Below are 26,211 nucleotides of genomic sequence, written 5' to 3' on the forward strand. Positions count from 1 at the left end.
CAAGGCTGACGATCGCCGATGCGGGCCAGCTGTGATGAGGTGTGTCAACGCTGCGTGGGAGGCGCCGTCATGTCGATATTTGAACTACAGCCGGATTTTCTGATCAAGGACGCGGGTTCGCTGCGCAGTCTTTACGAGCCGACCCATGCCCTGGCATTGCAGAAGCAACGCCATACGCTCGGCCCGAACGCTCAAGAGTTCATCCGCCGTTCGCCATTTCTGTGCATCGGCACGCAGGGCAGCGAGGGCAGGGCGGATGTCAGTCCGCGGGGCGATGCGGCGGGCTTCGTCCGTATTCTCGATGACAGCACACTGGCCATTCCGGACCGACCGGGCAACAACAGGCTCGATACGCTCGACAATATCATCGCCAATCCATCGGTCGGGCTGCTGTTTCTGATCCCGGGATATGACGAGACATTGCGGGTCAACGGGCAAGCGCGGCTGACGACGCAGCGGGATCTGTTGGAGGAGATGGCGGTAGGCGAGCGGCTTCCGAAGCTCGCCATCGTGGTCGAGGTCGACGAAGTATTCCTGCACTGCGCCAAGGCATTCCGGCGCTCGCATCTCTGGGATCCGGTAAGCAGGCAGGATCGCAGCGAGATGCCGTCCCTGATGCAGATGATCCTCGACGATACCACGGGTGCGCCTGATGACCCCGAGGCGATGACGCGGATGGACGAAAATCTCGAGGTCGCTTACCGCCAGACGATGTACTGAGGCGTCGTCCGCCTCAGCTGATGATCTTCATCCTGATGGCCTTGGCCACAAGCTGGGTGCGGTTGACGCAGTCCAGCTTGCGGATGGCATTGGTCATGTAGGCGTTGACCGTGTGGTCGGAGAGCGAGAGGATCTGGCCGATCTCCAGCGAGGTCTTGCCCTGGGCGGTCCAGCGGACCACTTCCAGTTCGCGCGCCGACAGGACGTTGGTGTTGGTCGCCGTGCGGCGCAAGCGATCGAAGACATCGAACGCCTGGATGCTCAGCATCGAGAGTTCGTTGATCTCCGGCATGTTCAGCATTCCGCGGTCGCCGTCATAACGCACCACGAAACGGCTGCCGTCGACGGAATTCATCGAGAAGAGAATGCCCGAAATCAGCCGGAACTTGCGCATCAGCGCGGCAAATTCGGGTGGACAATCGAAGCTTGGCGTCTGGCCGTCGGAGCCTATCGTCCACTGGTTGTGCATGATCGACTTGCTGATATGCGGGACTGTCGGGCACTGCCGCAAAAATTCCAGCCGGTCGAACTCACGGCAATACTCGGTCGGCAGGGTCGTTTCTCGCACCAATGGCCCGAGGAGCCTGTCGTGCGAGGTCGGTGCCGCCGCCAAGGTCACATAGTCGAGGCCGTATTCACGCGTCGCTCGTGACCAGCAATCCATCAAATCGGCGCGGTTCTGACAGCCCCCGATGTCCTGGCTCAAGAGCGTCTGTCGTTCTGACAACATTTTATCAATTTCGAAAGTTGACAACAAATCGGAAGTTTATGACCAATATATCAGTGCGGTCGAAAAGCTAGCAGTTTTTCGGGGCTTGTAACTATTAATATGACTAATGTCTGACCGCTGCCGATCAAAATGGCATTTGCCTATTATCGTGATCTTCATACGGGCAAAGCCGACACAGCCTTCACTTCTTCCATCACGGCATAGGTGTGAGTTTCGCGCACGCCGGGCAGGGGCAGAATCACTTCCGAGAGGAATTGCCGGTAGGCTTCCATGCCGGCCACCCGCGCCTTGACGAGATAATCGAAGCCGCCGGCCACCATATGGCATTCCATCACATCGTCCGACCGTTTGACGGCCGCCGCGAAGGTGTCGAAGACATCCGCCGTCGTGCGGTCCAGCTTCACTTCGATGAACACCAGGAGGTTGCGGCCGAGCTTTTGCGGTGAGAGCATGGCCATGTAGCCGGTGATGTAGCCCTCCCGCGTCAGCCGACGAACCCGCTCGGCGGTCGCGGTGGCCGACAGGTTCACGCGTTCGGCGAGCTCGATATTGGTGAGCCGGCCCTCGGACTGCAAGGCGCGCAGGATCTTGCGGTCGAGGCGGTCGATTTCCTTGCTCATTCTCTACGAAGCTCCCGTTCTCTAGTGAATATGCCAGAAAATTGAATGAAGAATAGCGAGAAAATTGGCAAACCCGAAGATATGTTGCGGATACCACGGAGGTGACAATGATCAAGCCAGCCACGACAGATTTTCCGCGTTTCGAAGCCCCCTATGCCGGCGACGACGACCAGTTCATGCGCCATTTTGCGTCACGCCTGACGCTCTCGGAGAGCCAGAACGGCGCCATCGACCGTCGCGCCACGACCTATATCGATGCCATCAGGAACAATTCCGGCTCGATCGGCGGCGTCGAGGATTTTCTGCGCGAATATGGGCTGTCGACCCGTGAAGGTCTGGCGCTGATGGTGCTGGCAGAGGCGCTCTTGCGCGTGCCGGATGCGCTGACCCAGGACCGCCTCATCGAGGACAAGCTGAAAGAGGGCGGCTGGAGCGAACACGAGGCGCATGGCGACAGCTGGTTCGTCTCGGCCTCTGCCTGGGCGCTCGGTCTGTCTGCCCGCGTCATCCGTCCGGGCGAAACGCCTGAGGGCGTCATGCGTGGTCTCGTGAAGCGCCTTGGGCTGCCGACCGTGCGGTCTGCCACCAAGCAGGCAATGCGTTTCCTCGGCCATCACTTCGTGCTGGGTGAAACCATCAAGGACGCGCTGTCGCGTGCGGCAAAGAGCGAAGAGCGCGGTTATCGCCACTCCTTCGACATGCTGGGCGAGGGCGCCCGCACCGCGGAAGACGCCAAGCGCTACTTCCAGTCCTATGCCAGCGCCATCGAGGCGATCGGCGCGCATATGGCAAAGTTCGGCAAGAGCCAGCAGCTGCCAAACCGCATGGGCATCTCGGTCAAGCTGTCCGCGCTGCATCCGCGTTATCTCGCAACCCATCGCGACCGCGTCATGCGCGAGCTGGTGCCGGATCTGTTGAAGCTTGCCCAAATGGCCAAGGCGCATCAACTCAACTTCACTGTCGACGCCGAAGAGGCCGATCGCCTCGAACTCTCGCTCGACGTGATCGCTGCCGTCTTTGCCGATCCGTCGCTATCAGGCTGGGACGGGTTCGGGCTTGCCATCCAGGCCTATCAGAAGCGCGCGCCTCAGGTCATCGACTATATCGACACCCTCTGCCAGCAATATGGCCGCCGGATGATGGTGCGCCTGGTCAAGGGCGCCTATTGGGATACGGAAGTGAAGCGCGCCCAGGAGCGTGGTCTCGACGACTACCCGGTCTGGACCCGCAAGCCTGCGACCGATCTTTCCTATCTGCATTGCGCGGCCAAGCTGATGGAGAAGCGCGCACGCATCTTCCCGCAGTTTGCGACCCACAATGCGCTCACCGTCTCGACCATCATCGAACTGGCCGGCACTGACCGCACGGGCTTCGAATTCCAGCGCCTGCATGGCATGGGCGAGGCACTCTACGACACGCTGCTATCAGGCAATGACCGTATCGCCTGCCGCATCTATGCGCCGGTCGGCGGCTACCGCGACCTGCTCGCCTATCTCGTCCGTCGTCTGCTTGAGAATGGCGCGAACTCGTCTTTCGTGGCTGTTGCCGGCGACAAGAATATTCCGGTTTCGGCACTGCTCGAGCGTCCGACCGAAAAGCTCGGCCTCGGCAACGGTCACAGCGCCCGCCACAGCCAGATCCCGATGCCCTTGGGGCTCTATGGCGACCGCAAGAATAGCGCCGGCTTCGAATTCGGCCATCGCGATAATCTGGATCAGCTGATGGCCCGCATCGGCCAGCCGCTGGCCGAGATCGCGGCTCATCCGCTGGTGCCGGGTGCGACCGGGGCAACGAGCGACGAGGCCGTGCTGTCGCCGGCCGATCGCGCCCATAAGGTCGGTACCGTGCGCAATGCCACGCCGGCTGATGTCGATCGTGCCTTTGCCGCTGGCCGAAAGGGCTTTGCCGGCTGGTCGCGACTGCCCATCGAGGAGCGCGCTGCCACCCTCGACAAGATGGCCGACCTGATGGAAGCCGATCGCGACCGGCTTCTGTCACTGCTGGCGCTTGAAGCCGGCAAGACGCTGGATGATGGCGTGGCCGAAATCCGTGAGGCGGTCGATTTCTGCCGCTACTATGCCGACCAGGCCCGCCGCCAGTTTGGCGAGGCCGAGGTCATGCCCGGCCCGACCGGCGAACTCAACCGGCTCTCCTGGCGCGGCCGTGGCGTCTTTGCCTGCATCTCGCCGTGGAATTTCCCGCTGGCGATCTTCCTCGGGCAGGTTTCTGCTGCCCTCGTCGCCGGCAATGCCGTTGTCGCCAAGCCTGCTCCCCAGACGCCGCTGATCGCGTTTGAGGCTGTGAAGCTCTTCCACAAGGCGGGTGTGCCCGAGGACGTGCTGATGCTGCTGCCCGGTGCAGGCGACGTCGGTGCCGCGATCGCTGCCCATCCGAAGCTCGCCGGTATTGCCTTTACCGGCTCGACGGCAACCGCCCAGGCGATCAACCGGACGCTTGCTGCCAAGGACGGCCCGATCGTGCCGCTGATTGCCGAAACCGGTGGCCTCAACGCCATGATCGTCGATGCCACAGCACTTGCTGAACAGGTGGCCGACGACGTCGTGCTCTCCGCGTTTCGGTCTGCCGGCCAGCGCTGCTCGGCGCTCCGCATCCTTTATCTGCAGGAAGACATTGCCGATGGCATGCTGGAGATGATCGAGGGGGCGGCACGCGAGCTGAACCTCGGCAATCCGCTCGAGATCACCACCGATATCGGCCCCGTCATCGACGAAAAGCAGAAGGCGATGCTGGAGGCTCATATCGCCGAGATGAAGCGGAGCCAGAAGGTGCGTTATGCCGGCAAGGTGCCCGCAAGCGGCAATTTCTTCGCCCCGCATATCGTCGAGCTCGACCGCCCCGAGGCGCTGACCAAGGAGATCTTCGGCCCCGTGCTCCATGTCGTGCGCTGGAAGGCCAAGGCGCTTGACCAGGTCATCGCGTCGATCGATGTCACCGGCTACGGACTGACGCTTGGCGTGCACAGCCGCATCGAGGCGACGATCCGCACCGTCACGGAAGCGCTGGACACCGGCAACATCTACGTCAACCGCAACATGATCGGCGCCGTCGTCGGCACCCAGCCCTTCGGTGGCTCCGGCATGTCTGGCACCGGCTTCAAGGCGGGTGGCCCGGCTTACTTAAGCCGGTTTGCTGTCGAGCAGGTGATCTCGGTGAATACGGCCGCTGCCGGCGGCAATGCCAGCCTGATTGCGATCGGCGAGGGGTGATCGGCTTCTGCTTCGGAGTGTGGCGATCGTCGCCGCAGTGCCCACCTCCCCCTTGAGGGGGGAGGTCGCCGCGAAGCGGCGGGTGGGGGTGAACGCCACCCCGAGTTCAATGCGTTAAAGTGGGGCTAGCCTCGCGTTCGTCACCCCACCCCGGAGCTTTGCTCCGACCCTCCCCCTCAAGGGGAGGGTGATCGCCTCAGATCTTGTCGGCGTCGCTGCTCTTCTTCTTTCCGTTCATCATCACTTCCAGATAGCCCAGCATCACCGCTGAGACGACGAAGGCGAGGTGGATCAGCGTCAGCCACATCAGCTTGCCGTCGGTATACTGGTTGGCGTTGAGGAAGACCTGCAGCAGGTGGATCGAGGAGATGGCGACGATCGAGGAGGCGACCTTGATCTTCAGGCTGCCGGCATCGAGCTTGCCGAGGAAGGAAACCTGATCATCGGCCTCGTCGAAACGGCTGACGAAGTTCTCGTAGCCGGAAATCATCACCATGACGATGAGGCTCGCCACCAGCGCCGCGTCGATCAACGCCAGCATGGCGAGGATCATCTCGAAGTCCTCGTAGACGAAGACGTTCTGGGCGATCTTCAGGAATTTGTAGCCGAAGGAGACGGCGTAAATGGCGAGCGCTGCGACCAGCCCGAGATAGAACACGACGAGTATCCAGCGGCTCGACAGGATGATTTTCTCGATCAGCAGTTCCAGCGATTTCATCAAGACGTCCTCTCGGGTGCAATTGTTGCAGCGCAAATATTACATCGTTGCCTTCTCAGGCAAGAGGGCGATTTCAGCGGCATGTCGGTTTTGGGCAAATGTGTTTCGCTGTGAAAAAAGTCCGCCTCCCTGCTTGCCAGTTGGGCCGCGCCGTCCGATCCTCCGGCCAACAGAAGGCAGGGGGAACCATGACCGTAGCATCCGACATCGATATCGCCCGTGCGGCGTCCAAGCGGCCGATCCAGGAGATCGGCTGCAAGCTCGGCATTCCCTCCGAAAGCCTCATTCCCTATGGCCATGACAAGGCGAAGATCTCGGCTCCGTTCATCCAGTCGCTCGCCGACCGGCCGGACGGCAAGCTGATCCTCGTTACCGCCATCAACCCGACACCGGCAGGCGAGGGCAAGACCACGACCACGGTCGGGCTCGGCGATGGCTTGAACCGGATCGGCAAAAAGGCCGTGATCTGCATTCGCGAACCCTCGCTCGGGCCCTGTTTCGGCGTGAAGGGCGGGGCGGCTGGCGGCGGTTATGCGCAGGTCGTGCCGATGGAGGACATCAACCTTCATTTCACCGGCGATTTCCACGCGATCACCTCGGCACATAATCTGCTCTCGGCCCTCATCGACAATCACATCTATTGGGGCAACGAACTGGAGATCGACACGCGGCGCATCACCTGGCGGCGGGTGATGGACATGAACGACCGGGCGCTGCGCCAGATCGTCACCTCGCTTGGCGGCGCCTCGAACGGTTTCCCGCGCGAGGCCGGCTTTGACATCACAGTGGCTTCGGAAGTCATGGCGATCCTTTGTCTCGCGACCGATCTCGACGATCTGGAGCGGCGGTTGGGCGCGATCATCGTTGGCTACCGGCGCGACAAGACACCCGTCTTTGCCCGCGACCTGAAGGCCGACGGCGCCATGGCCGTGCTGCTCAAGGAGGCGCTTCAGCCGAACCTCGTGCAGACGCTCGAAAACAATCCGGCGCTGGTGCATGGCGGTCCCTTCGCCAATATCGCGCATGGCTGCAACTCGGTGATCGCGACGAAGACGGCGCTGAAGCTCGGCGATTATGTCGTGACGGAAGCCGGATTTGGTGCGGATCTCGGGGCTGAAAAGTTCTTCGACATCAAATGCCGGAAGGCTGGCCTCAAGCCCTCCGCCGTCGTCATCGTCGCAACGGTCCGGGCGCTGAAGATGAATGGCGGTGTCGCCAAGGAGGATCTTTCTCACGAGGATGTCGCCGCCGTCGAGCGCGGCGCCGTGAACCTCGCGCGCCATCTCGAAAACCTCGCCAAGTTCGGCGTGCCGGCGGTCGTTGCGATCAACCACTTTACCAGCGATACAAACGCCGAGATTGCCGCCGTGAAGGCGGTTGCCAAGGGGTTCGGCGCGGAGGCTGTGCTCTGCCGACACTGGGCGGATGGCTCCGCCGGCATCACGGATCTTGCCGAGGCCGTGGTGCGGATCGCCGACAGCCCGTCCAGCTTCCATCCGCTGTATCCAGATGCCATGCCGCTCTTTTCCAAGATCGAGCGGGTTGCCGCCGAGATCTATCGGGCTGGCGAGGTGACGGCCGACAAGGCGGTGCGTCAGCAACTCGCCGACTGGGAACGCCAAGGATATGGCGATCTCCCGGTTTGCATTGCAAAGACGCAGTATTCCTTCTCGACCGATCCCACCTTGCGCGGCGCACCCGAGGGCCATGCCGTACATGTGCGGGAAGTCCGGCTTTCCGCCGGCGCTGGTTTCATCGTGGCGATCACCGGCGAGATCATGACCATGCCGGGCCTTCCGCGCGTCCCATCCTCAGAGCGTATCCGCCTCGACGCGCAAGGGGCGATCGAGGGACTGTTCTAGCCTCCGGAAACTAACGGGTATTTGTGATATTTCCGCCACGGTGACGCAGATCACAATTCATGATTAAAAGAATCATGTTTTATATGTTGACTCAGATAATCATGTTTTATACGGCGTGATTACGGCGGAAATTTCAGCTCCGCCCCGATTTTGACGCAATCACGTTCGGCCAGTCTGCACCCCAACCCCGGGTGCGGGATCAGTTTCTGCTGGCCTTTTGAAAGGACATTCGCATGGGCTCCCGGTCTCTCCGCCCCCTCCTGCTCGCCTGCACGGCTCTTGTGGCCAGCTCTGCCATCCTCTCGGCCCACGCCCAGGACGCCACGACGGCGACGACGACCACGGGCAACGAGACGCAGCTGCAGACGATCGTGGTCAAGGGCAAACGGGTGAAAGCGGGCTCGGTGGCCGATACGCCGCTTGCGACGGAAACGACGGCGGAGGAGATCGCGAATAAGCAGATCACGAGCATCGAAGATCTCGGACGCGTGGCAGAGCCGGGCGTTAACTTCAATCGCTCAAACGGGGCTGTCAACATTCGCGGCCTTGAGGGGGCGCGTGTGTTGACGACAATCGACGGAATTCCGGTTCCCTACATTTTCGATGCAACGCGTGGCGTCAGTGGCGGCGTTGACGCCTTCAACTTCGCAGCGCTTTCGGCGGTTGACGTTATGCGCGGTGCGGATTCGAGCCGTGCCGGCGCGGGTGCGTTGGGGGGCGTTCTGGCTCTCAGGACGCTTACGCCAGATGACCTCATCTCTGAAGGCAAGGATTGGGGAGGGGTGGCCAAAACGACTTATGACAGCTCTGACAATAGCTGGGAAACGTCTGCGGCTGTGGCAAAGCGCGTCGAAAACACCTCGGTTATGTTCCAAGGGTCCTACAAGAACGGCCATGAGCGGAAAAACAATGGCACCGTCGATACCCATGGCTCAACGCGCACCAAGGCTGATCCTTCCGATTATGACCAGCATAATCTGCTGTTCCGTCTGCAACAGCAGCTGGAAGGTGGCCACACAATTGGTCTAACGGCGGAGCGCTTCCGCAAGGATCGTGAAACTGATGCGAAAACCCAGCAGTCTACCGCCACCACCCCCACCCCCGCCTACCGGCCTGGAAATTACACTGGAAAGAAGCAGACAGATCGTGATCGCGTCTCGTTGGACTACCAGTATGAAGCCCAGTCACAGGACGCCATAATCTCCAATGCATGGGCATCCTTGTACTGGATGGATCAGCGGACCATGGACGGCTACGATGCCATCCGGCAGACCACTCCGATTGGCGCGATTGGGCGCGAGAACGACAACAACGAGAGGACGATCGGGTTCATTGGGGCCGCGCAATCTGAGCTCACGACCGGTCAGCTGAACCATACCTTCAATTATGGTCTGGATACAGCCTTTGGCGTTTCGGACCAATACTCAAGTGGTTACGACAACTGCACAACGCCTAAAACCGGAACGTGCCTAAACTTGCACACCAACCAGGCCGATTCGCCGAAAGTCGACAGCAGCAAGGTTGGACTGTATTTTGACGACGAGATCGAGGTCGGTTCGTCGGGTGTAACTATAACTCCAGGCTTGCGTTTTGATTGGGTTAAGCATTCTCCGGAGATGACGCCTGAGTATGACCGCAATTACCTCAATCCGGCACTGCCGAACGGCTTTGAGGATGCGGGGTTGTCACCGAAGCTCCGTCTCACATACGAGCTGCAGCCTGACGTCACGTTTTTCGGTCAGTGGGCGATGGCGTTTCGCGCGCCGACGGCAAGCGAACTCCACAGCGCGTTTGGCGGCTCAGGCACTTATCTACGCCTTGGCAATTCCGATCTCCAATCTGAAACGAGTAATGGCTTCGAGTTCGGGGCCGATCTCGGTGACGAAGAGATGGGCGCACGTGCTTCGGTGTTCTATAATCGCTACAAAAATTTCATTGACGTCGCCTCGATCACTTCTGCCCAGGCCGCCGCACTTGGTTTCAGCGGTTCCTACCCTCAAGGCATGACCCGCTATTCCAATATCTCCGATGTTGAGATGTTCGGCGTAGATCTGTCGGCCCACAAGGTATTCGACAACGGTTTCCGCGTTTCTGCCGGCCTTGCCTACGTTAAGGGCAATGATCTCGATCGTGACACTTTTATCCGTTCGGTTGCGCCACTTAAAGTCGTCGCGAGCATTGGATACGACACTGAATCCTGGGGTGTTGGTGCCGATTTCGTAGGGGCGAAAGAATCGAGAGCCAACGACGGCAAAGGTGCACCAAATACCTTCTACTTCAGAACTGCGGGTTACGGCGTCGTTGACCTCAACGCGTGGTGGGAGCCGGAACAGCTGAACGGCATGCGGATCACCGCCGGGGTTTATAACGTCTTCGACAAGACCTACTTCGATTACGCATCGGTCCGTACATATTCATCGACGCAGGCACGGGACTACTACTCCGAACCTGGCCGTACCTTCAAAATCTCGCTCACCCAGAAGTTCTAACCCACGTTTCCTTTCCACCGCCTGCGGCGGCGTCCCATCCGGGCGCCGCCGTTTTTCGTTCACCGGCAATACCGAAACCCGCTTTTGCGCTCGATCACATCCAGATGCATGTGGTCCTGATGCGTCGCGTCGCTGCCCGGCGAAAGCACGGTCGTGAAATACAGGCAGGCGAGGGCGTTGAAGGCTCGTTGGAAAGCCGCTTCCGCCGTGCCGTCGTCTTGTCTCGCGATCATCACGGGCATCTTTTCATCGCCGAAACTCAAACCCGCGATGTCGAGTGCGTTGCCGTAGGCGTGCTCTGAAATCTTGCCGTCGTTTGCGCTGTTGCGGTTGCGGCAGACGTAACCCGAGGCCTGGCTGACGCCTGAGAGCTTCGGCTTGTCCGGGAATGCGCGGGCCGCTGCCGGGATCAGCAGGTCGCGGGTCATCCGAGCAAGGCTGAGCGCCGTCTCGCAGCGAAGTGTGGCCTCCGGCTCCAGGGCTACCTCGGGCAGGATGCGACGGACGGTGACCGGATAGGAGATGCCACAGCCGAATTCTCCGTCGATTGTCTTTTCCTGACTGAAATCAGCGCCGATCGCCTTCAGGTCCTTCAGGCAAAGCGCCAGGTCTTCCGGCGTTTCCGAGACCGGGGCGGGGTCGGGTGGGGGCGGCGGTGTCACGGCCTCTGGTTTCGCCGGGCTTTCCTTCACGTCGGCTTCGGGATCAGGGCTCGGTGTCTCAGGTTTCGCTTCGGGTTTCTCCGCGTCCGACGGCGCCGGATCCGCCTCGTCGCGCGGGTCGCCTAAGGGTTTGGGAGCGTTGTCGGTGGGCAGGGCGGGTTGCTCGCCGGGCTCGGCTGCCGTTGTCCCGTCCTGCACCTTGGTCGTGGGCTCTGATCCGCTTTCGACCCTCGGCTCACCGGGTTTCGGCGCAGGCGCTGGACCGGTTTGCGGCAGGGTCACGCCGGTTGCTGCAAGCCATATCAGTGTCAGGCGCGTTACAGTCCTCATCGCCGCTCCCATGCTTGGCCCCGTGGCGACAACGGCGCGAGGCGCAAAAGGTTCGATTTTTCTCCGCTGAAATCCCGCTTGCGTGCGGCTGCGCCTCGGGTTATCAAATCGCCCATGAAGATCGTATCGAAGACCTTTGCATGGTGGTGGGCACGCTAACGCGGCCTTGACCAGTCATGTCTTCAGACGATTGACCCCAAAGCCGCCCGGACACACTCCTGAGGCGGCTTTTTTGTATTCAAGGCGCCGGGAGAGGGCCTCGAAGAACGGAAAAGGACTGACATGTCGACGATTTTGCAGGAAGACGGTGCGGAAGCCTATCAGACGCGCGGCGGTGTGACCGTTTCGCGCAAGCGCCGCCCGACGCCCTATGCCGATGCCGTTTCCAGCTATGTCGACAAGCTCGACGAGCGGCGTGGTGCTGTCTTTTCCTCGAACTACGAATATCCCGGTCGCTATACCCGCTGGGACACAGCGATCGTCGATCCGCCGCTCGGCATTTCCTCCTTCGGCCGCAAGGTCTGGATCGAAGCCTATAACGGCCGCGGCGAAGCGCTGCTGAGCATGATCGCCGAGGCTCTGGCTTCGGTCGACGATCTGGCGCTCGGTACCCGCACCGCGACACGGCTGGATCTCGATGTGAAGCTGCCGTCGCGCGTCTTCACCGAAGAAGAGCGCTCGAAGATGCCGACGGTCTTTACCGTGCTGCGCGCCATTACCGCACTCTTCTATTCGGAAGAAGACGCCGCCATCGGCCTGTTCGGCGCCTTCGGCTACGATCTCGCATTCCAGTTCGACGCTATCGACCTGAAGCTCATCCGTCCCGACGACCAGCGCGACATGGTGCTCTTCCTCCCCGACGAGATCCTCGTCGTCGACCACTATTCCGCCAAGGCCTGGATCGATCGCTACGATTTCACCAAGGGCGATGTGACCACCGTCGGCCAGTCGGAAGAGATCGCGCCTGAGCCATTCAAGCATACCGACACGATCCCGCCGCGCGGGGATCATCGTCCGGGCGAATATGCCGAACTCGTCACCAAGGCGAAGGAGAGCTTCCGGAAGGGCGATCTGTTCGAGGTCGTTCCCGGCCAGAAGTTCATGGAGCGCTGCGATTCAAAGCCGTCGCAGATTTCCAAGCGGCTGAAGGAAATCAATCCGTCGCCCTATTCCTTCTTCATCAATCTCGGAAACCAGGAATATCTCGTCGGCGCCTCGCCGGAGATGTTCGTGCGGGTCAATGGTCGCCGCATCGAGACCTGCCCGATCTCCGGCACCATCAAGCGCGGGGCGGACCCGATCGAGGATTCGGCGCAGATCCTGAAGCTGCTCAACTCCAAGAAGGACGAGAGCGAGCTCACCATGTGCTCGGACGTCGACCGCAACGACAAGTCCCGCGTCTGCGAGCCAGGCTCGGTCAAGGTCATCGGTCGCCGCCAGATCGAGATGTATTCGCGCCTGATCCACACCGTCGACCATATCGAGGGTCGATTGCGCGACGGCATGGATGCCTTCGACGGCTTCCTCTCCCATGCCTGGGCCGTCACCGTCACCGGTGCGCCGAAGCTCTGGGCCATGCGCTTCATCGAAAAGCACGAGAAGAGCCCGCGCGCCTGGTATGGCGGCGCGATCGGCATGGTCGGCTTCAACGGCGATATGAACACGGGCCTGACGCTGCGCACGGTGCGCATCAAGGACGGCATTGCCGAGGTGCGCGCCGGTGCCACGTTGCTCAATGACAGCGACCCGCACGAAGAAGAAGCCGAAACCGAATTGAAGGCCTCCGCCATGATCGCCGCCATCCGCGACGCCAAGTCCGATCCGAAGTCCAAGCGCGGCGTGGCCCGCGTGGGCGAGGGCGTCAACATCCTGCTCGTCGACCACGAGGATAGCTTCGTCCACACGCTGGCCAATTATTTCCGCCAGACGGGTGCCACCGTGAACACCGTGCGCACGCCGGTGCCGGAGGAGATCTTCGACCGTCTCAATCCGGATCTCGTCGTCCTGTCGCCCGGTCCGGGGTCGCCGACGGATTTCGATTGCAAGGCGACGATTAAGAAGGCGCGGGCCCGGGAACTCCCCATCTTTGGCGTCTGCCTTGGCCTGCAGGCGCTGGCAGAAGCCTATGGCGGCGACCTGCGCCAACTGGCTGTCCCCATGCACGGCAAGCCGTCGCGCATCCGCGTGCTCGAACCCGGCCTCGTCTTCGAAGGCCTGGGCAAGGAGGTCACCGTCGGCCGCTACCACTCGATCTTTGCCGATCCGGCGACGCTGCACCGTGACTTCGTCATCACGGCGGAAAGCGAAGACGGCACGATCATGGGCATCGAACACGCGAAGGAACCGGTCGCCGCCGTCCAGTTCCACCCGGAATCGATCATGACACTCGGCGGCGACGCCGGCATGCGGATGATCGAGAACGTGGTGGAGAAGCTCGCAAAGCGGAAGAAGGTGAAGGCGGCCTGAGGATTGTGGGCGGGGCGCTTCGGCGCCCCGAAGCTCTGTTTGACAGCCGCCGCACTCCGTTGCAGAGTTTCTTTGCGCCACGTTGCCAGGGAGCCATGATCCGATGAACAAGGTCGTTGTAACAACTGAAATCGACGTCGGCCTGAACGAGGCGCTGGAAGAGATTGCGCGCTTCGACAACCGTTCTCCGGCCGACCTCGCTGATCAGGCGATCCGCAATCTCGTGGAAGAACGCGTGGCCACGCGTGAGCTGCTACATCACGGCCTAAGTCTCATCGATGCCGGTAATGTAAAGGCGGTCGACAGCGCTCCGATCCATCAGTGGCTTCTCTCGGATGAGGACGATTTCCCGCAGGGACGCTGAAGGCGATGCGGCTCCGCTATCTGCCGACCTCCGAACTCGGCCTTCGCTGGATGCGCCGCTACTATCGGAGCCACCCGCAACTCGATGTCGTGGCGGCATCTGCTGCCCTTGCCTTGGCTGAGCAAACTATCCTGACCTATCCGGAGAGCGCCGCACGCTTCGAGGATCTCGATCGGGTTAGAGAGTATCACATTCGTGGCACGCCGTTTTCGTTGCTCTACGCGATCACCCCTGACGAGGTCCTTGTCATCGACATTCGAGATGCGCGCGGCCAGAGGAGTGCCGAGATCCTTCGGAAATTCCTGAGAGATCTTAGCCCGTCGTTGCCAGATACCTGAATGCGCATCCCCGCCTGTGCACACCACCCATTTCGCCTTGACCTCGCCTTAACCCTTCGCCATTACACTGCCGACATTCAAACGAACCGCCCGCTTTGCCGGGCGGTTTTGTCGTTTTTGGAATTGCTGCTGCAATTCACTCGCATCTGCAGGGAAGATGGCCATGGCGGCTGAAGACAGTAATCTGGTGCGGCGCATCGCCTTCTGGGGCATTCCGCTTGCCTTCGGGGTCATGGGGCTGAAGCTTCTTGCCTGGTGGGTGACAGGCTCGGTCGCGCTGCTTTCGGACGGGCTGGAATCGACCGTCAACGTGATTGCCGCCTTCATCGCCTATTTCGTCATTCGCTATGCGCAGAAGCCTGCTGATGACGATCATCCCTATGGTCACCACAAGGCGGAATATCTCTCGGCGGTGCTTGAGGGTGTGCTGATCGTGGTCGCAGCCTTGCTGATCATCCGCGAGGCGGTCCCGGCCTTGCAGAACCCCACTTTGCCCGAAGCACCGTTCCTTGGTCTTGCGATCAACGGCCTTGCCGCCATCATCAATGCCGCCTGGGCAACGCTCCTGATCCGGGTTGGCCGCAGCCTTCGGTCGCCGGCGCTGTCGGCCGATGGTCAGCACATCATGTCCGATGTGGTCACCTCGATCGGCGTCATCATCGGCCTGCTTCTGGTGCTGGCGACCGGCTATGCCATTCTGGATCCGGTTCTCGCGATCCTCGTTGCCCTCAACATCATCTGGCAGGGCTGGAAGGTGATTGCGCAGTCTGTGGCAGGCCTGATGGACATCGCCGTGTCACCGGACGAGGCTGAGGCCATCCGCCAGGCAATCAAGGAAAATTCCGAAGGCTCGCTTGGTGTGCATTATCTGCGCTCGCGCCGGGCAGGGGCTGCCACCTTCGTCGCCTTCGATCTGGTCGTGCCCTCGAAGATGACGGTGCGCGATGCGCATGTGATCTGTGACCGGTTGGAAATGGCCGTGCACAAGGCGGTGCCCGGCACGCGCGTCACCATTCATGTAGAGCCCGAAAACGAAGTGGCGCATGGCGCCGGCATCGAATTCGGGCGTTGAGATAAAAGGATATCCCATGAGCAAGACCGATACATCCGGGTTGACCCAGCTCGGCCAGAGCGTGGAAGCACCCACAAGCCCCGAAACCGCGGTTCTCGAGCGCGTGCCGAATGGCAATGCTGGCACGGATTATGTCGTGCGCTTCACCGCCCCTGAATTCACCTCGCTCTGCCCGATGACTGGCCAGCCGGATTTCGCCCATATCGTCATCGATTACATTCCCGGTGACTGGCTGGTGGAATCGAAGTCGCTGAAACTCTTCCTCTTTGCCTTCCGCAATCACGGCGCCTTTCACGAGGATTGCTCGGTCTATATCGCCAAGCGCATCGTTGAGCTGCTCGATCCCAAGTGGCTCAGGATCGGCGCCTATTGGTATCCGCGCGGTGGCATCCCGATCGATGTCTTCTGGCAGACCGGCGAGGCGCCCAAGGGCGTCTGGCTGCCGGAGCAGGGTGTCGCCACCTATCGCGGTCGCGGCTAATCGCCAAGGCTTCGGGTGACTTCGGTCCCCCGAAGCGCTAGCCTCCGGCATGTCCTTAACAGACCCGGAGCAGCCGACATGCCGAAATTTCTCGCCGTCTACACGATGAAGCACGAGGATTTCGCGCGCTTTCGCAACCTGCCCAAGGCTGAGCAGGATGCCATCGATGCCGCCGGCATTCCGCAATGGATCGAATGGGAAGAGCGCAACGCGGCAGCCATCGTCAATCGCGGCGGCATGGTCGGCAAGACGACGCGGGTCACGCGGGCCGGCGTCTCGCCGGCGGCGAATGCCATCTGCGGCTATCTGATCGTCGAGGCCGAGACGGCGGAGGCCGCCGCGCAGCTCTTCGTCGACCATCCACATATCACGGTGTTTCCCGGAGATGGGGTCGACATCATGCCTTTCGTGACCGATCCGCCGGTGTGATTTCTGGAGAGCGAGTGCTGCTCCGGACACAACCGGCGGTGCCGGTTCTAACCATTTGTTCACGATATCTCGATATTCGTATTTTCGACAAATGGTCGCGGATGAAATTGTCTTCTGCGCAGTCCTTGTTCTCCGCGGATGACCTCCGAGGGACATGCCGGTCGTGACGGGTTTTCACTTGTGAGATCCTGTCGGGCGGTGTGCTTCCGGTCACCGCAGGTCTCGTTCTTTGGCCCAATGAATGGGCTTCCCAACTTTTTTCGATTTGTGGTTCAGGGGCGTCAAAAGCGCAGCCTTACCTGCGAATGGTGTCCGATCGGTGCCGCAGTCACATGCGGCGGCGGCACGACGTCCTGCGCCCTGGCTCCACGTTATTTGTGCCCGAAAGGAACACTCCATGTTGGAAAAGCTCACGATCAGAAGCAAGGTGCTGTGCGCCCTGCTCGTTCTGGCAATCATGTCTACCGCCACCTCCGCCTGGCTGGCGGTCGCCCTCAACTCCACAAACCAGAGCTATCAGAGCCTGCTCACTCGCGAGACCGATCTGACGATCCTCGGTGCACGCGCCTCCGCTGCCATCTGGACCTCCGTCTCGATGTCGCTGCGCATGGCCGACATGGATCCGAAGTCCGAAGCGTACAAGGCTCTGGGCGAGCGCTACGAGAAGAACTTCAAGACGGCCTATGAGCGCTATGGCCGGGTCAGCGATGAACTGCCGAGCCGGGCGGATGCCATGAAGGAACTCATCGGATTTGTCGGCGAGTTGAAGGACAATCTCGACCAGATGCTGGCCGCTGCCGCAGCCGGCGATACGGCCAAGGTCGCCGAACTGCAAAGCCTGCATGAAGAGCTGTTCGGCCAGCTCTCGACGCTCAGCGGCAATCACAATCAGGCCATGCAGGCTCTGCTGACCGATGGCACGGCCGCACTCGGCGCTTCCGTTCAGTCGACCACCTGGTCCAGCGTGGCCGGTGTCGCCATCGGCCTCGTCATCGCCTTTGCCGTCGCCCTCTACATCTCCCAGGTTGGGATCACGGGGCCGATGCTTCGCCTGCGCGTCCGCCTTGCCGGTCTCGCTGCCGGCAATGTCGAGGAGGATATTCCCGGCCTCGAGCGGTCGGACGAAATTGGTCAGATCGCCCAGGCGGCGGAAATCTTCCGCGCCAATGCCAAGGATCGCGTTCGCCTGGAGCAGGAGGCCGAGGCCAATCGCAGCATGAGCGAACAGGAGCGCCTGGCCCGCCAGGAGCAGTCGCTGCGGGAAACCGAGGACGTGAAGTTTGCGGTCGACAATCTGGCGCTCGCACTGTCGAAGCTTGCCGAGGGGGACCTTTCCTTCCGCATCCAGCAGCCCTTCGTCGCCTCGCTCGACGGCGTGCGCACGGACTTCAACAACTCGGCCTCTAAGCTTGAGGATACGCTGTCGCGGGTCGCGGCCAATGCCCGCGGCATCGATGCGGGCTCAAACGAGATCAAGTCTGCCGCAGACGATCTCTCCAAGCGCACCGAACAGCAGGCCGCTGCCGTTGAAGAGACGGCTGCAGCACTTGAAGAAATCACCACCACGGTCAAGGATTCGACCAAGCGAGCCCAGGAAGCCGGCCAGCTCGTCTCGCGTGCCAAGTCCGGTGCCGAGGAATCGGGCGATATCGTCCGCCGTGCCGTCATTGCGATGGAGAAGATCGAGCAGTCCTCGCAGTCGATCTCAAACATCATCGGCGTCATTGATGAAATCGCCTTCCAGACTAACCTTTTGGCACTGAATGCCGGCGTTGAGGCTGCCCGCGCTGGCGAAGCCGGCAAGGGCTTTGCGGTCGTTGCCCAGGAAGTGCGTGAACTTGCTCAGCGCTCTGCCACGGCTGCGAAGGAGATCAAGTCGCTGATCACGACCTCCAACGAGCAGGTACAGGAAGGTGTGCAACTGGTTGGCCATACCGGGAAGGCGCTGGAAACTATCGTTGCCGAAGTCCAGGAAATCAACCGCCATGTGCTTGCCATCGTCGAATCCGCCCAGGAGCAGTCGTCGGGCCTGCAGCAGATCAACACGGCCGTGAACCAGATGGACCAGGATACGCAAAAGAATGCCGCCATGGTCGAAGAGACGACGGCTGCGAGCTATGGTCTGGCGCAGGAAGTCGTAGCGCTGAACGGTCTTCTCGCCCAGTTCCGGGTGGTGGACCACGGCGCACCGGTTGGGTTGCGTCCCCGTGCGGCCACTGTTACAGAGACCCATCGACCGTCGCCGGCCAAGGCGCTTGGCCGCAAGCTTGCCACCGCCTTCCACGGCAATGCCGCGGTCAATGGCGACTGGCAGGAGTTCTGATCCACCGGATCAGCTCCGATCCAAAACATGAGAAAGGGCGGCGCGATCCCTCGCGCCGCCCTTCTTCGTATTTTCGTTTCGACGCGGCGCTTCGAGCGCTGTCGATCATAAGGCCTGGGCCGCACTGATCGAGGAGACGAAGCGCTTCGTGCGCTCGCGCTCAGGGTTGCGGAAGATCTGCTCGCCGGGCCCGGTTTCGACCACGACGCCGGCTTCCAGGAACACCACCTGGCTTGCAATCTTCGAGGCAAGGCGAAGGTCGTGTGTGGCGATGACCATGGTCGTGCCCTCGGCCGCCAGCTGGCTCAACACGTCAACCACCTCGCCGGCCAGTTCCGGATCAAGCGCCGAGGTCGGCTCGTCGCAGAGCAGGATCTTCGGGGAAGGCGCAAGGGCGCGTGCGATCGCCACGCGCTGCTGCTGGCCGCCTGACAGTTCCGACGGCCAGGCATCGGCCTTGTGGGCCATGCCGACCTTTTGCAGAAGCTCTGTGGCGCGGGCATGGGCCTTGTCGCGTGACCATTTCTGCACCGTGATCAGGCCCTCCATGACATTCTCGATCGCGGTGCGATGCGGGAAAAGCTGGAAGTTCTGGAAGACCATGCCGGTTTGACAACGGATCTTCTGAAGCTCCGCAAAGGCGACCTTGCGGCCCGGCGTGAAGTCGATCCCGTACGCGCCGATCTGCACCTTGCCGGATGTCGGCTGCTCCAGAAGGTTGATGGAGCGCAATAGCGTGCTCTTGCCACCGCCGGAGGGGCCGACGAGTGCGGTCACACTGCCTTCGGGGATGGAGAGCGAGATGTCGTTGAGGATGGTCGCGTCGCCGAAGCGCTTGACGATATGGGAGAGCGTGATCATCGGTTAGACTCCAGCATGCCGCCATAACGGGCGAAGCGGGTTTCGAGCCGCGCCTGCAGCGCCGACAGGACGGAGCTCAGCGCCAGGTAGATGAGGGCCGCCTCGATATAGAGGATCAGCGGCTCGTAGGTCGTGGCGACGATGCGCTGGGCCGACTGGAAGAGCTCCGGCACGGTGATGGCGGCGGCAAGCGAGGTATCCTTCACCAGCGAGATGAAGGTGTTCGACAGCGGTGGCACTGCGACGCGGCCGGCCTGCGGCAGGATGGTGCGGCGCATGGCCTGCCCCCAGGTCATGCCGGTCGAATAGGCCGCCTCCCACTGTCCCTTGGGCACGGACGAAATGGCCGCGCGGATAATCTCCGAGGTATAGGCGCCGACATTCAGCGTGAAGCCGATCAGCGCGGCGGAAAAGGCATCGAGCAGGATGCCGACGCTCGGGAGACCGTAGAATATGACGAAGAGCTGCACCAGAAGCGGCGTGCCACGGATCACCCACACATAGAAGCGCGCGATCAGCACCAGAGGCTTTGCCGCAAACAGCCGCGTGACGGCTGTGATCAGGCCGAGCGTGATGCCGAATGCAAACGACAGCAGCGTCAGGGGAATGGTAAACTTCACCCCGGCCCAGAGTAGGGTCGGCAGCGAGGTCAGCATCAGGTCGAGCCAGTGCGGCATTGGGGTATCCTTGAGAACGGGAACCGAAACGATTTTGCGGCAGAGACGAAAAGCGCCCCTGCCGCATTGGATAACAAAGGTGTTTCGCCCCGACCGAGCGGCAAAGCCACTGCGACCGGCGGCGTTCTCCACCTCCCCCTTGAGGGGGGAGGTCGCCGCGAAGCGGCGGGTGGGGGTGAACCTTCCTGATGCGGTGAGATCACCCCACCCCGGAGCTTCGCTCCGACCCTCCCCTCAAGGGGAGGGGGGTTGTTACTTCGAGACGTCCTGGCCGAAATAGGTGTCGGCGATCTTCTGATAGGTGCCGTCGGCCTTGATATCTGCCAGCGCCTGGTTGATCGCGGCGACCAGTTCCGGGTCACCCTTGCGCACGATGATGCCGGAGGCATCGGCTTCGGCCTTTTCGGCGGCGATCTTCACCGGCGCGTCGGGCTTTTGCTTCTTGAAGTCGAGGAAGGACAGGCTGTCATTGATCGTGGCGTCGGCGCGGCCGGTCAGCACGAGCTGGATCGACTGGTCGAACCCGTCGGTGCCGACGAGTTCAGCGCCGGCTGCTTCGGCGATCTTGCCGAAATTGCTGGACAGCGACTGGGCAGAGGTCTTGCCTTTCAGATCCTCGAAGCTCTTGATCTCGTCGTTGTCGTTCTTGACGACCAGCACTGCCTTGGAAACGATATAGGGATCGGAGAAGTCGTACTTCTCTTTGCGCGCCTCGGTGATGCCGACCTGGTTGATGACGGCGTCATAGCGGTTGGCGTCGAGGCCGGCGATCAGGCCATCCCACTTGCCTTCGATGAATTCTGCCTTGACGCCCAACTTGGCGGCGACGGCTTCGCCGATTTCGACATCGAAGCCAACAAGCTTGTTGTCGGCATTGTGGAAGGTGAAGGGTGCGTAGGTGCCCTCGGTGCCGATCTTGATGACGCCTGCCGCCTTGATCTGGTCGAGGTTCTCGCCCGCGAAGGCCGGCGGGAAAATGAGGGTCTGCAAGGTTGCAGCGACTGCGATCGTCTTGAGCCAACGCATGGGAACGTCCTTTCATTCCATAATTCGGTGTCGCCGTCTTCGCAGATCGCAGCCCGTGAGGGATGAGAGAAAAGAGCAAATAAAATGGGCAAATGAGAATATTTTGCTCATTCTCAGCCTTCGTCGCCTGGCTTGGCGCGGTCTGTCGGCGGACCGGAACGCAAAACCGCCGCGAAGGTTCCAGCATGGAACCGGGCTTCGCGGCGGTCTAATGGAAGAGCCGTTATGCGGCCTGAAGGGTGGTGTCAGCCGAAGGCGATCGCGGCACCGCCGATAGCGGTTGCAAGGCCGAGGATCCGGGCGACAGCAGGGCCGAAGCGGGTGACGCCAAGGCCGAGCGCGATGCCGGCGCCATGCAGGGCGGTGGTTGCGATCAGGAAGCCGAGGCCGAAGGACAGGGCGCCGGCGGCACCGAGTTCACCGCCATGGGCATGGCCATGGAAGAGGGCGAAGATGCCGACGACGGCGGCCGACGCTGCGACCGGCAGGCGCACGGCGGCTGCGACCAGTAGGCCAAGGCCGATGACCGAAGCAAGGATCGCCGGCTCGACGAAGGGCAAGTCGACGCCTGCAACGGCGAGGCCGAAGCCGACAGCCATCATCGAGACGAAGGCAGCCGGAACAGCCCAGAGCGCGCGGCCGCCGATCTGGCTTGCCCAGACACCCACGGCGACCATGGCCAGGATGTGATCGGCGCCGAAGAGCGGGTGCGAGATGCCTGCCATCAGCGAGCCATGGGCTGCCGGATCCAGATGCGCAAAGGCGGGGCTTGCTGCCAGCGACAGCAGGGCGGCGGTGAATGAAAGGCGCTTCAACATGTCTTTTTCGTCCCTCTATTTGGTCGACTCAAGGCGGCCGGAATTCGGTCCCGCCGATCGTCCCCTTAAACCATCCCTAAGCCTAGCGTAACCCGTTCGCGGATGTCCACGACAAAGGCTCAGACAAGCCTACGTCGAATGCCGGGGGTGGGTGATGGCATCTGCGGCAGGGCCTTGTGCAGGACCGACAGTAGTACAGACGGTTACTATGCGAGCGCGCCGCAAGCGTGGTCGCACAGCGCTCGGCGCGCTCCTTGTGGGCGCTGGAACCAGGCCAAATTTAGGGTGTTTAGGCGGAACATTCAGTCGCTCGTGCAACTAAAGTTATGCAAGAGGCTGATTCGAAAACGAAATAAACCGGCAATCCAGTGTCATTTATCGTCATTAATTTTGTGTTAATAAAGTATTGACGCAAGCAAAGAAGGCGTGCTTGTATCTCGGTGGTGTAAGTCTGTTCAATCGTCAGTATTGTTGCGAAACCATTAAAATATCGCTATGTTTTTAGTGCTGTATTGCGTGGCGGCGTCATTGCTGCGAGTGCGAACGTTCTTGTTCTGTAATCAGAAAATCCGCGTATCTTCTGTATGGCTGAGAAAAATCGTTGAATTTATTTGATATTCTCCAGAATGACTCTGGGGGAGTGAGAAGCTCTGTTGTCTGGTACGACCTATTCTCTGTCTGAGGTGGTTGAGTACGGATTGAAATCGGGGCGATAGGTGAAGCAGAGGAGAGAGACCATGAAAAGTGTAATCGTAGCTTCAGTATTGGCGCTGATGGCGTCGACGGCCTGGGCTGATAGTCGCAATAACCATAGCAATCACGGTGCGGATATCGAACAGCTTGCGACCGGTATCCAGGAAGCTCTGAACGAGATCAAGGATGTAAAGTCAGCTGTGAACGTCGGGCAGACTGCAGTTAACGCTGCCAATCTGGTGTCGCTGACCAGCACGGGCGGAGTGGAGGATATCTCTCAGACCGTTGGAGGTCGGGGGGGCTTCGAACAGGATGCCGAAAACAAGATTGATCTTGATTGGGGGCGCCATGTTATCGTCAAGGATATCACTCAGAGCGCCACGAACGTTGTGAACTCCATCTCGATCGGTGCCGTGGAAGAAGAAGTTGAGGCTGCGCGCCGAGGCGGCATCGACCTCGAGAAGATTGAGCAGGTCGCATATTTTGATCAGTGGGCGACCAATGATCTTTCCGAAGGCAAGACGCTTGAAGATATCGCTCAGTCAGCTGTCAACGCTGCTAATCTGATCTCGATCTCTGCGGATGTGGATGTCGACGATCTTGACGAGATAAAGCAGGATGCAGATGGCGATCAGGACGCAACTAATTACATCGAATTCACAAAGTGGCTCGATGGAAACGCGTTGAATACTGAGACGGCAGCTTTGGACGATGTTATCCCGTCTACGCAAAGCGCTACTAACGTGGCCAACAGCGTTTCGGTCGGAACCGTTGGGAAGACGCTTGAGCAGTTCTCGCGCGTCTCTCAGGATGCTGTCAACGTAGTCGATTCCGAAGGCTGGGGCTCCAGCATCTGGGATCTCAATCAGTCTGCTGTGAATGCCACGAACTTGGTCTCGATCGACACCATCGGTGGCGGACTTGATATCGAGCAGACAGCTTACGTGGGACAACTCGCGTCGAACTTCATCGATGCAAACGGTCGCGTCGAGGCCGTCGTGCAGAGTGCAACCAACGTTGCCAACTCGATCGGCGACTTGAACTGATCGGACATTGGCCAGGCTGATCCGTCAGCCTGGCCGTTTCATTTCTTTCGATGAATGTGTGGGGGCCTGGCTCATTATGAGCCAAGGTAATGATTCCGATGTCCCGGAGATATCGAGTTTCCTTAGCCGTGACATGCGCGGTTCTGGTTGCCTGGCCCGGTCTTCCGGTCGCTGAGCCGCTTGCGCTCATTCCGACGCAGGAGCTTGTGCGGTCGGCGCAGATTGTCCAGAGCTTCGAAGGGCAGCAGGATGCAAGTCAGTCGCTTGGCTGGAGCAACGTGTCCATCGCGAAGTCGGCGCGGCAGACTGCCAGCAATGCCGGTAACATCATCGATGTCAGTGATCGGTCGCTCGACAGCGTGCGCCAGGATTTCGAGGGCAAGCAGTTCTCGGTCAATGACATCATCCTGAATGCCGTTTCGGCCCTCGAGACGATCGAGCAGGAGGCATCCAACACCGGCAACGCCGTCGTCGGCGGTGATATCGGCAATGTCGAGCAGTATTTCGCCGATGGCTCGGTGCAGCAAGCGAAGAACAACCTTGTTCTGCCGGACCTGCCGGGCACTCTGCGCCAGTCGGGCACCAACACCATGAACCTGGTTTATTCCGAGCAGTCGGTGGCGCTCAGCTCGCAGAATTTCACCAAGCAGGCCGAGCAGCGCGTCGACAACCATGTTGATGTCACGGGTGCGGGTGGTGCCGGCGCGATCGTGCAGGAGGGAAGCAATCTCGGCAATATCATCGTCGCGCGCGATGTCGACGAGGTGATCCGCGATTTCTCCGGCGACCAGATCATCAACAATGTCGTGCGGCTTGAAGATGGTGCGCGCTGGGGTTCGATCAGCCAGAACGGCACCAATATCGCCAACTACATCGAGGCCGAGAACATTGGCTATTTGGAGCAGACCTCCAGCAATGGCGAGCAGGTCGTGAATAACCGCGTCGAGGTGGTCACGCTGAAGAATGGCCCGGACGGCACGCTTGAGGAAATCACACAGATCACCTCGCCGAACATCACGCAGAACTCGAACAACTATGTTAACATGATTGTCCTGAAAGCGACGGCCGAAGACGCGTCGTCCCAGGCAGTCGACGTGGTGCAGTCGGCCGAATACAGCCAGTCCGTCCAGGGTGCCAATTCGGGCGCCGTGTCCCAGACCGGCAATGCGGTCGTGATCGAACGCTGAGGAATTTCCCTTGGATGAGGCGCGAACTTCGTCTCAGTCCGGCTCTAAAGCTGGATGTCAGTATTCCGCGCAGGCCGGGTCCTGACACCATTGCGGGAAGTCGATCCAGGGCGCGTCCGGCCATTCTGCCGGCTTGTTGTTCATGTAATTCCCGGCAGCAGTGATGTAGTTGTTCTGCGCCTTCACAAGTTTCGTCGAGCAAATGTAAGCCGCGTGCTGCTTGATCAATTTGCCGATGCCGTCCCTGGTTCGCTCGTCCACGGGGTTCGGAACGGGCTGTTTCAACGCAACGAAATAGGCGTCGATGCCAGCCATGAGGCTGAGCGGAGAGCCTTGTACATAGGGCTCGCAGGTCGCGCCGGTGCGCTTCAACTCCACCATGGCGCGGACAAAATTCTCGACCGTGTTCGTCTCTGCCGCCACCGGCGAGGCGGTGAGACCGATAGCGAGTGTCATAGATATAAATGTGCGCATGGAAGTGACCTATACATTCGCGTTGCGTCGTGTGATTGTTGCGTCATCCATCTTCTATTGTCCAGCGTCGTCAGTGGTTTATCCGTTGTTGTGTAGTGGTGTTGTCTTTAGGCAACGAATGGGAGATGTCTTATCCGCTTATTTGTTTTCGCAGTGGATTTTCGCTGTCTCCGGCTGCCTTTAGTGCTATCCCATCCTTCGGATACGGCTTGGAAGAGGCTAGTAAACTGTAGAATTGTAGGGGGGAGTTATGGTCATTTCTAGATATGCTGCAGGTCTGTTGATGCTCGCTGTCATGGCGCCCTCCGTGGCGGTCGCGAATGGTCTTGGCGAAGATCGGCCCTATCAGTTCCGCTCCGCCAACGAGCGCCAGGTCCTTCTCAATCTCGAGCGTACACGTCTGGAATTGCAAGGAAAGTTTCCCGCGACGGGCGTCGGTTCGGCGGCCGGATTGGGCACGCAGCAGACCGGGAATGCCACGACCATCACGATCAACGGATCCGGCAACACGATCACCACCACCCAGACCAATTCCGGTGCCCAGACGATCACCCAGACCGACAGCAACAATTCGATCCTGAACAATTGAGGCCCGAGG

The 26,211-nt window shown here is 60.5% G+C and carries 23 protein-coding genes; 14 read left to right on the forward strand and 9 right to left on the reverse strand.

Annotation, left to right across the window (positions count from 1 at the left end; translation table 11 throughout):
• The first annotated feature begins 69 nt into the window (after positions 1–69).
• On the forward strand, positions 70–720 hold the full coding sequence (locus AC02Y0_RS04275; protein ID WP_476382669.1) for a pyridoxamine 5'-phosphate oxidase family protein: 651 nt from the start codon (positions 70–72) through the stop codon (positions 718–720).
• 13 nt (positions 721–733) lie between these two features.
• Here the strand turns inward: AC02Y0_RS04275 and AC02Y0_RS04280 are convergent, their stop codons facing one another.
• Together AC02Y0_RS04280 and AC02Y0_RS04285 are read right to left on the reverse strand one after the other, a co-directional pair.
• Positions 734–1,450, reverse strand: a complete 717-nt coding sequence (locus tag AC02Y0_RS04280) for a helix-turn-helix transcriptional regulator (RefSeq protein WP_476382670.1) — start codon at positions 1,448–1,450, stop codon at positions 734–736.
• 155 nt (positions 1,451–1,605) lie between these two features.
• A complete protein-coding gene (locus AC02Y0_RS04285; protein WP_476382672.1) occupies positions 1,606–2,070 on the reverse strand; it encodes an Lrp/AsnC ligand binding domain-containing protein in 465 nt (154 codons plus the stop codon).
• A gap of 107 nt (positions 2,071–2,177) precedes the next feature.
• On the opposite strand from AC02Y0_RS04285, the gene putA reads away from it, so the two are divergent.
• On the forward strand, positions 2,178–5,297 hold the full coding sequence (gene putA / locus AC02Y0_RS04290) for a bifunctional proline dehydrogenase/L-glutamate gamma-semialdehyde dehydrogenase PutA (protein WP_476382674.1): 3,120 nt from the start codon (positions 2,178–2,180) through the stop codon (positions 5,295–5,297).
• A gap of 196 nt (positions 5,298–5,493) precedes the next feature.
• Here putA and AC02Y0_RS04295 read toward each other — a convergent pair whose 3' ends face one another.
• A complete protein-coding gene (locus AC02Y0_RS04295) occupies positions 5,494–6,015 on the reverse strand; it encodes a TIGR00645 family protein (RefSeq protein ID WP_476382675.1) in 522 nt (173 codons plus the stop codon).
• 188 nt (positions 6,016–6,203) lie between these two features.
• Between AC02Y0_RS04295 and AC02Y0_RS04300 the strand changes: the two genes are divergently transcribed.
• Together AC02Y0_RS04300 and AC02Y0_RS04305 are read left to right on the forward strand one after the other, a co-directional pair.
• Entirely contained in the window at positions 6,204–7,877 is a 1,674-nt protein-coding gene (locus tag AC02Y0_RS04300) for a formate--tetrahydrofolate ligase (protein WP_476382677.1), read from the forward strand.
• Between the two features lie 233 nt (positions 7,878–8,110).
• Positions 8,111–10,366, forward strand: coding sequence for a TonB-dependent hemoglobin/transferrin/lactoferrin family receptor (locus tag AC02Y0_RS04305; RefSeq protein WP_476382679.1), 2,256 nt, complete (start codon positions 8,111–8,113; stop codon positions 10,364–10,366).
• A 59-nt stretch (positions 10,367–10,425) separates the two neighbouring features.
• Here the strand turns inward: AC02Y0_RS04305 and AC02Y0_RS04310 are convergent, their stop codons facing one another.
• Positions 10,426–11,358: an extensin-like domain-containing protein gene (locus AC02Y0_RS04310; RefSeq protein ID WP_476382681.1), complete on the reverse strand. Its 933-nt coding sequence runs from the start codon at positions 11,356–11,358 to the stop codon at positions 10,426–10,428.
• A gap of 282 nt (positions 11,359–11,640) precedes the next feature.
• On the opposite strand from AC02Y0_RS04310, the gene AC02Y0_RS04315 reads away from it, so the two are divergent.
• From AC02Y0_RS04315 to AC02Y0_RS04345, 7 genes are all read left to right on the forward strand, one after another.
• Positions 11,641–13,824 (forward strand): anthranilate synthase, encoded by a 2,184-nt coding sequence (locus AC02Y0_RS04315; protein ID WP_476382683.1) that lies wholly within the window; start codon positions 11,641–11,643, stop codon positions 13,822–13,824.
• A gap of 103 nt (positions 13,825–13,927) precedes the next feature.
• On the forward strand, positions 13,928–14,188 hold the full coding sequence (locus tag AC02Y0_RS04320; RefSeq protein WP_476382685.1) for a hypothetical protein: 261 nt from the start codon (positions 13,928–13,930) through the stop codon (positions 14,186–14,188).
• Positions 14,189–14,193: 5 nt separating this feature from the next.
• Positions 14,194–14,526, forward strand: coding sequence for a hypothetical protein (locus tag AC02Y0_RS04325; protein ID WP_476382687.1), 333 nt, complete (start codon positions 14,194–14,196; stop codon positions 14,524–14,526).
• Between the two features lie 163 nt (positions 14,527–14,689).
• On the forward strand, positions 14,690–15,598 hold the full coding sequence (locus AC02Y0_RS04330; protein ID WP_476382689.1) for a cation diffusion facilitator family transporter: 909 nt from the start codon (positions 14,690–14,692) through the stop codon (positions 15,596–15,598).
• A gap of 16 nt (positions 15,599–15,614) precedes the next feature.
• Positions 15,615–16,079, forward strand: coding sequence for a preQ(1) synthase (gene queF / locus AC02Y0_RS04335; protein WP_102018128.1), 465 nt, complete (start codon positions 15,615–15,617; stop codon positions 16,077–16,079).
• 78 nt (positions 16,080–16,157) lie between these two features.
• Positions 16,158–16,508: a hypothetical protein gene (locus tag AC02Y0_RS04340; RefSeq protein ID WP_476382691.1), complete on the forward strand. Its 351-nt coding sequence runs from the start codon at positions 16,158–16,160 to the stop codon at positions 16,506–16,508.
• 397 nt (positions 16,509–16,905) lie between these two features.
• Entirely contained in the window at positions 16,906–18,831 is a 1,926-nt protein-coding gene (locus AC02Y0_RS04345; protein ID WP_476382693.1) for a methyl-accepting chemotaxis protein, read from the forward strand.
• Between the two features lie 105 nt (positions 18,832–18,936).
• Here the strand turns inward: AC02Y0_RS04345 and AC02Y0_RS04350 are convergent, their stop codons facing one another.
• The 4 genes from AC02Y0_RS04350 to AC02Y0_RS04365 form a co-directional block, all read right to left on the reverse strand.
• On the reverse strand, positions 18,937–19,692 hold the full coding sequence (locus tag AC02Y0_RS04350) for an amino acid ABC transporter ATP-binding protein (RefSeq protein ID WP_476382695.1): 756 nt from the start codon (positions 19,690–19,692) through the stop codon (positions 18,937–18,939).
• Positions 19,689–20,369: an amino acid ABC transporter permease gene (locus AC02Y0_RS04355; RefSeq protein ID WP_476382697.1), complete on the reverse strand. Its 681-nt coding sequence runs from the start codon at positions 20,367–20,369 to the stop codon at positions 19,689–19,691. The genes AC02Y0_RS04350 and AC02Y0_RS04355 overlap by 4 nt, the downstream gene beginning before the upstream one ends.
• Positions 20,370–20,621: 252 nt before the next feature.
• The gene (locus AC02Y0_RS04360) at positions 20,622–21,395 is read right to left on the reverse strand and encodes an amino acid ABC transporter substrate-binding protein (RefSeq protein ID WP_476382699.1); all 774 of its coding nucleotides are present in this window, start codon (positions 21,393–21,395) and stop codon (positions 20,622–20,624) included.
• Between the two features lie 245 nt (positions 21,396–21,640).
• Entirely contained in the window at positions 21,641–22,213 is a 573-nt protein-coding gene (locus AC02Y0_RS04365; protein WP_476382701.1) for a HupE/UreJ family protein, read from the reverse strand.
• Positions 22,214–22,950: 737 nt separating this feature from the next.
• Here AC02Y0_RS04365 and AC02Y0_RS04370 point away from each other — a divergent pair.
• Together AC02Y0_RS04370 and AC02Y0_RS04375 are read left to right on the forward strand one after the other, a co-directional pair.
• A complete protein-coding gene (locus tag AC02Y0_RS04370; RefSeq protein WP_476382703.1) occupies positions 22,951–23,952 on the forward strand; it encodes a hypothetical protein in 1,002 nt (333 codons plus the stop codon).
• 128 nt (positions 23,953–24,080) lie between these two features.
• Positions 24,081–25,139 carry a hypothetical protein gene (locus tag AC02Y0_RS04375; RefSeq protein WP_476382705.1) on the forward strand — a complete coding sequence of 353 codons (1,059 nt, stop codon included), beginning with the start codon at positions 24,081–24,083 and terminating at the stop codon, positions 25,137–25,139.
• 57 nt (positions 25,140–25,196) lie between these two features.
• Here the strand turns inward: AC02Y0_RS04375 and AC02Y0_RS04380 are convergent, their stop codons facing one another.
• Positions 25,197–25,613, reverse strand: coding sequence for a hypothetical protein (locus AC02Y0_RS04380; protein ID WP_476382707.1), 417 nt, complete (start codon positions 25,611–25,613; stop codon positions 25,197–25,199).
• Between the two features lie 250 nt (positions 25,614–25,863).
• Here AC02Y0_RS04380 and AC02Y0_RS04385 point away from each other — a divergent pair, with 250 nt between their 5' ends.
• Positions 25,864–26,202: a hypothetical protein gene (locus AC02Y0_RS04385; RefSeq protein WP_476382709.1), complete on the forward strand. Its 339-nt coding sequence runs from the start codon at positions 25,864–25,866 to the stop codon at positions 26,200–26,202.
• The last annotated feature ends 9 nt before the right edge of the window (positions 26,203–26,211 follow it).

It is taken from the genome of Allorhizobium sp. nf9_anc, from assembly GCF_056323085.1.

What these genes read in the sequence shown, in the direction of transcription:
- AC02Y0_RS04380 (WP_476382707.1), bottom strand. Translation starts at nt 25,613, where the DNA reads ATGCGCACATTTATATCTATGACACTCGCTATCGGTCTCACCGCCTCG.
- queF (WP_102018128.1), top strand. Translation starts at nt 15,615, where the DNA reads ATGAGCAAGACCGATACATCCGGGTTGACCCAGCTCGGCCAGAGCGTG.
- AC02Y0_RS04305 (WP_476382679.1), top strand. Translation starts at nt 8,111, where the DNA reads ATGGGCTCCCGGTCTCTCCGCCCCCTCCTGCTCGCCTGCACGGCTCTT.
- AC02Y0_RS04345 (WP_476382693.1), top strand. Translation starts at nt 16,906, where the DNA reads ATGTTGGAAAAGCTCACGATCAGAAGCAAGGTGCTGTGCGCCCTGCTC.
- AC02Y0_RS04300 (WP_476382677.1), top strand. Translation starts at nt 6,204, where the DNA reads ATGACCGTAGCATCCGACATCGATATCGCCCGTGCGGCGTCCAAGCGG.
- AC02Y0_RS04280 (WP_476382670.1), bottom strand. Translation starts at nt 1,450, where the DNA reads ATGTTGTCAGAACGACAGACGCTCTTGAGCCAGGACATCGGGGGCTGT.
- putA (WP_476382674.1), top strand. Translation starts at nt 2,178, where the DNA reads ATGATCAAGCCAGCCACGACAGATTTTCCGCGTTTCGAAGCCCCCTAT.
- AC02Y0_RS04360 (WP_476382699.1), bottom strand. Translation starts at nt 21,395, where the DNA reads ATGCGTTGGCTCAAGACGATCGCAGTCGCTGCAACCTTGCAGACCCTC.
- AC02Y0_RS04370 (WP_476382703.1), top strand. Translation starts at nt 22,951, where the DNA reads ATGAAAAGTGTAATCGTAGCTTCAGTATTGGCGCTGATGGCGTCGACG.
- AC02Y0_RS04385 (WP_476382709.1), top strand. Translation starts at nt 25,864, where the DNA reads ATGGTCATTTCTAGATATGCTGCAGGTCTGTTGATGCTCGCTGTCATG.
- AC02Y0_RS04295 (WP_476382675.1), bottom strand. Translation starts at nt 6,015, where the DNA reads ATGAAATCGCTGGAACTGCTGATCGAGAAAATCATCCTGTCGAGCCGC.
- AC02Y0_RS04365 (WP_476382701.1), bottom strand. Translation starts at nt 22,213, where the DNA reads ATGTTGAAGCGCCTTTCATTCACCGCCGCCCTGCTGTCGCTGGCAGCA.
- AC02Y0_RS04325 (WP_476382687.1), top strand. Translation starts at nt 14,194, where the DNA reads ATGCGGCTCCGCTATCTGCCGACCTCCGAACTCGGCCTTCGCTGGATG.
- AC02Y0_RS04315 (WP_476382683.1), top strand. Translation starts at nt 11,641, where the DNA reads ATGTCGACGATTTTGCAGGAAGACGGTGCGGAAGCCTATCAGACGCGC.
- AC02Y0_RS04355 (WP_476382697.1), bottom strand. Translation starts at nt 20,369, where the DNA reads ATGCCGCACTGGCTCGACCTGATGCTGACCTCGCTGCCGACCCTACTC.
- AC02Y0_RS04330 (WP_476382689.1), top strand. Translation starts at nt 14,690, where the DNA reads ATGGCGGCTGAAGACAGTAATCTGGTGCGGCGCATCGCCTTCTGGGGC.
- AC02Y0_RS04275 (WP_476382669.1), top strand. Translation starts at nt 70, where the DNA reads ATGTCGATATTTGAACTACAGCCGGATTTTCTGATCAAGGACGCGGGT.
- AC02Y0_RS04310 (WP_476382681.1), bottom strand. Translation starts at nt 11,358, where the DNA reads ATGAGGACTGTAACGCGCCTGACACTGATATGGCTTGCAGCAACCGGC.
- AC02Y0_RS04285 (WP_476382672.1), bottom strand. Translation starts at nt 2,070, where the DNA reads ATGAGCAAGGAAATCGACCGCCTCGACCGCAAGATCCTGCGCGCCTTG.
- AC02Y0_RS04320 (WP_476382685.1), top strand. Translation starts at nt 13,928, where the DNA reads ATGAACAAGGTCGTTGTAACAACTGAAATCGACGTCGGCCTGAACGAG.
- AC02Y0_RS04350 (WP_476382695.1), bottom strand. Translation starts at nt 19,692, where the DNA reads ATGATCACGCTCTCCCATATCGTCAAGCGCTTCGGCGACGCGACCATC.
- AC02Y0_RS04340 (WP_476382691.1), top strand. Translation starts at nt 16,158, where the DNA reads ATGCCGAAATTTCTCGCCGTCTACACGATGAAGCACGAGGATTTCGCG.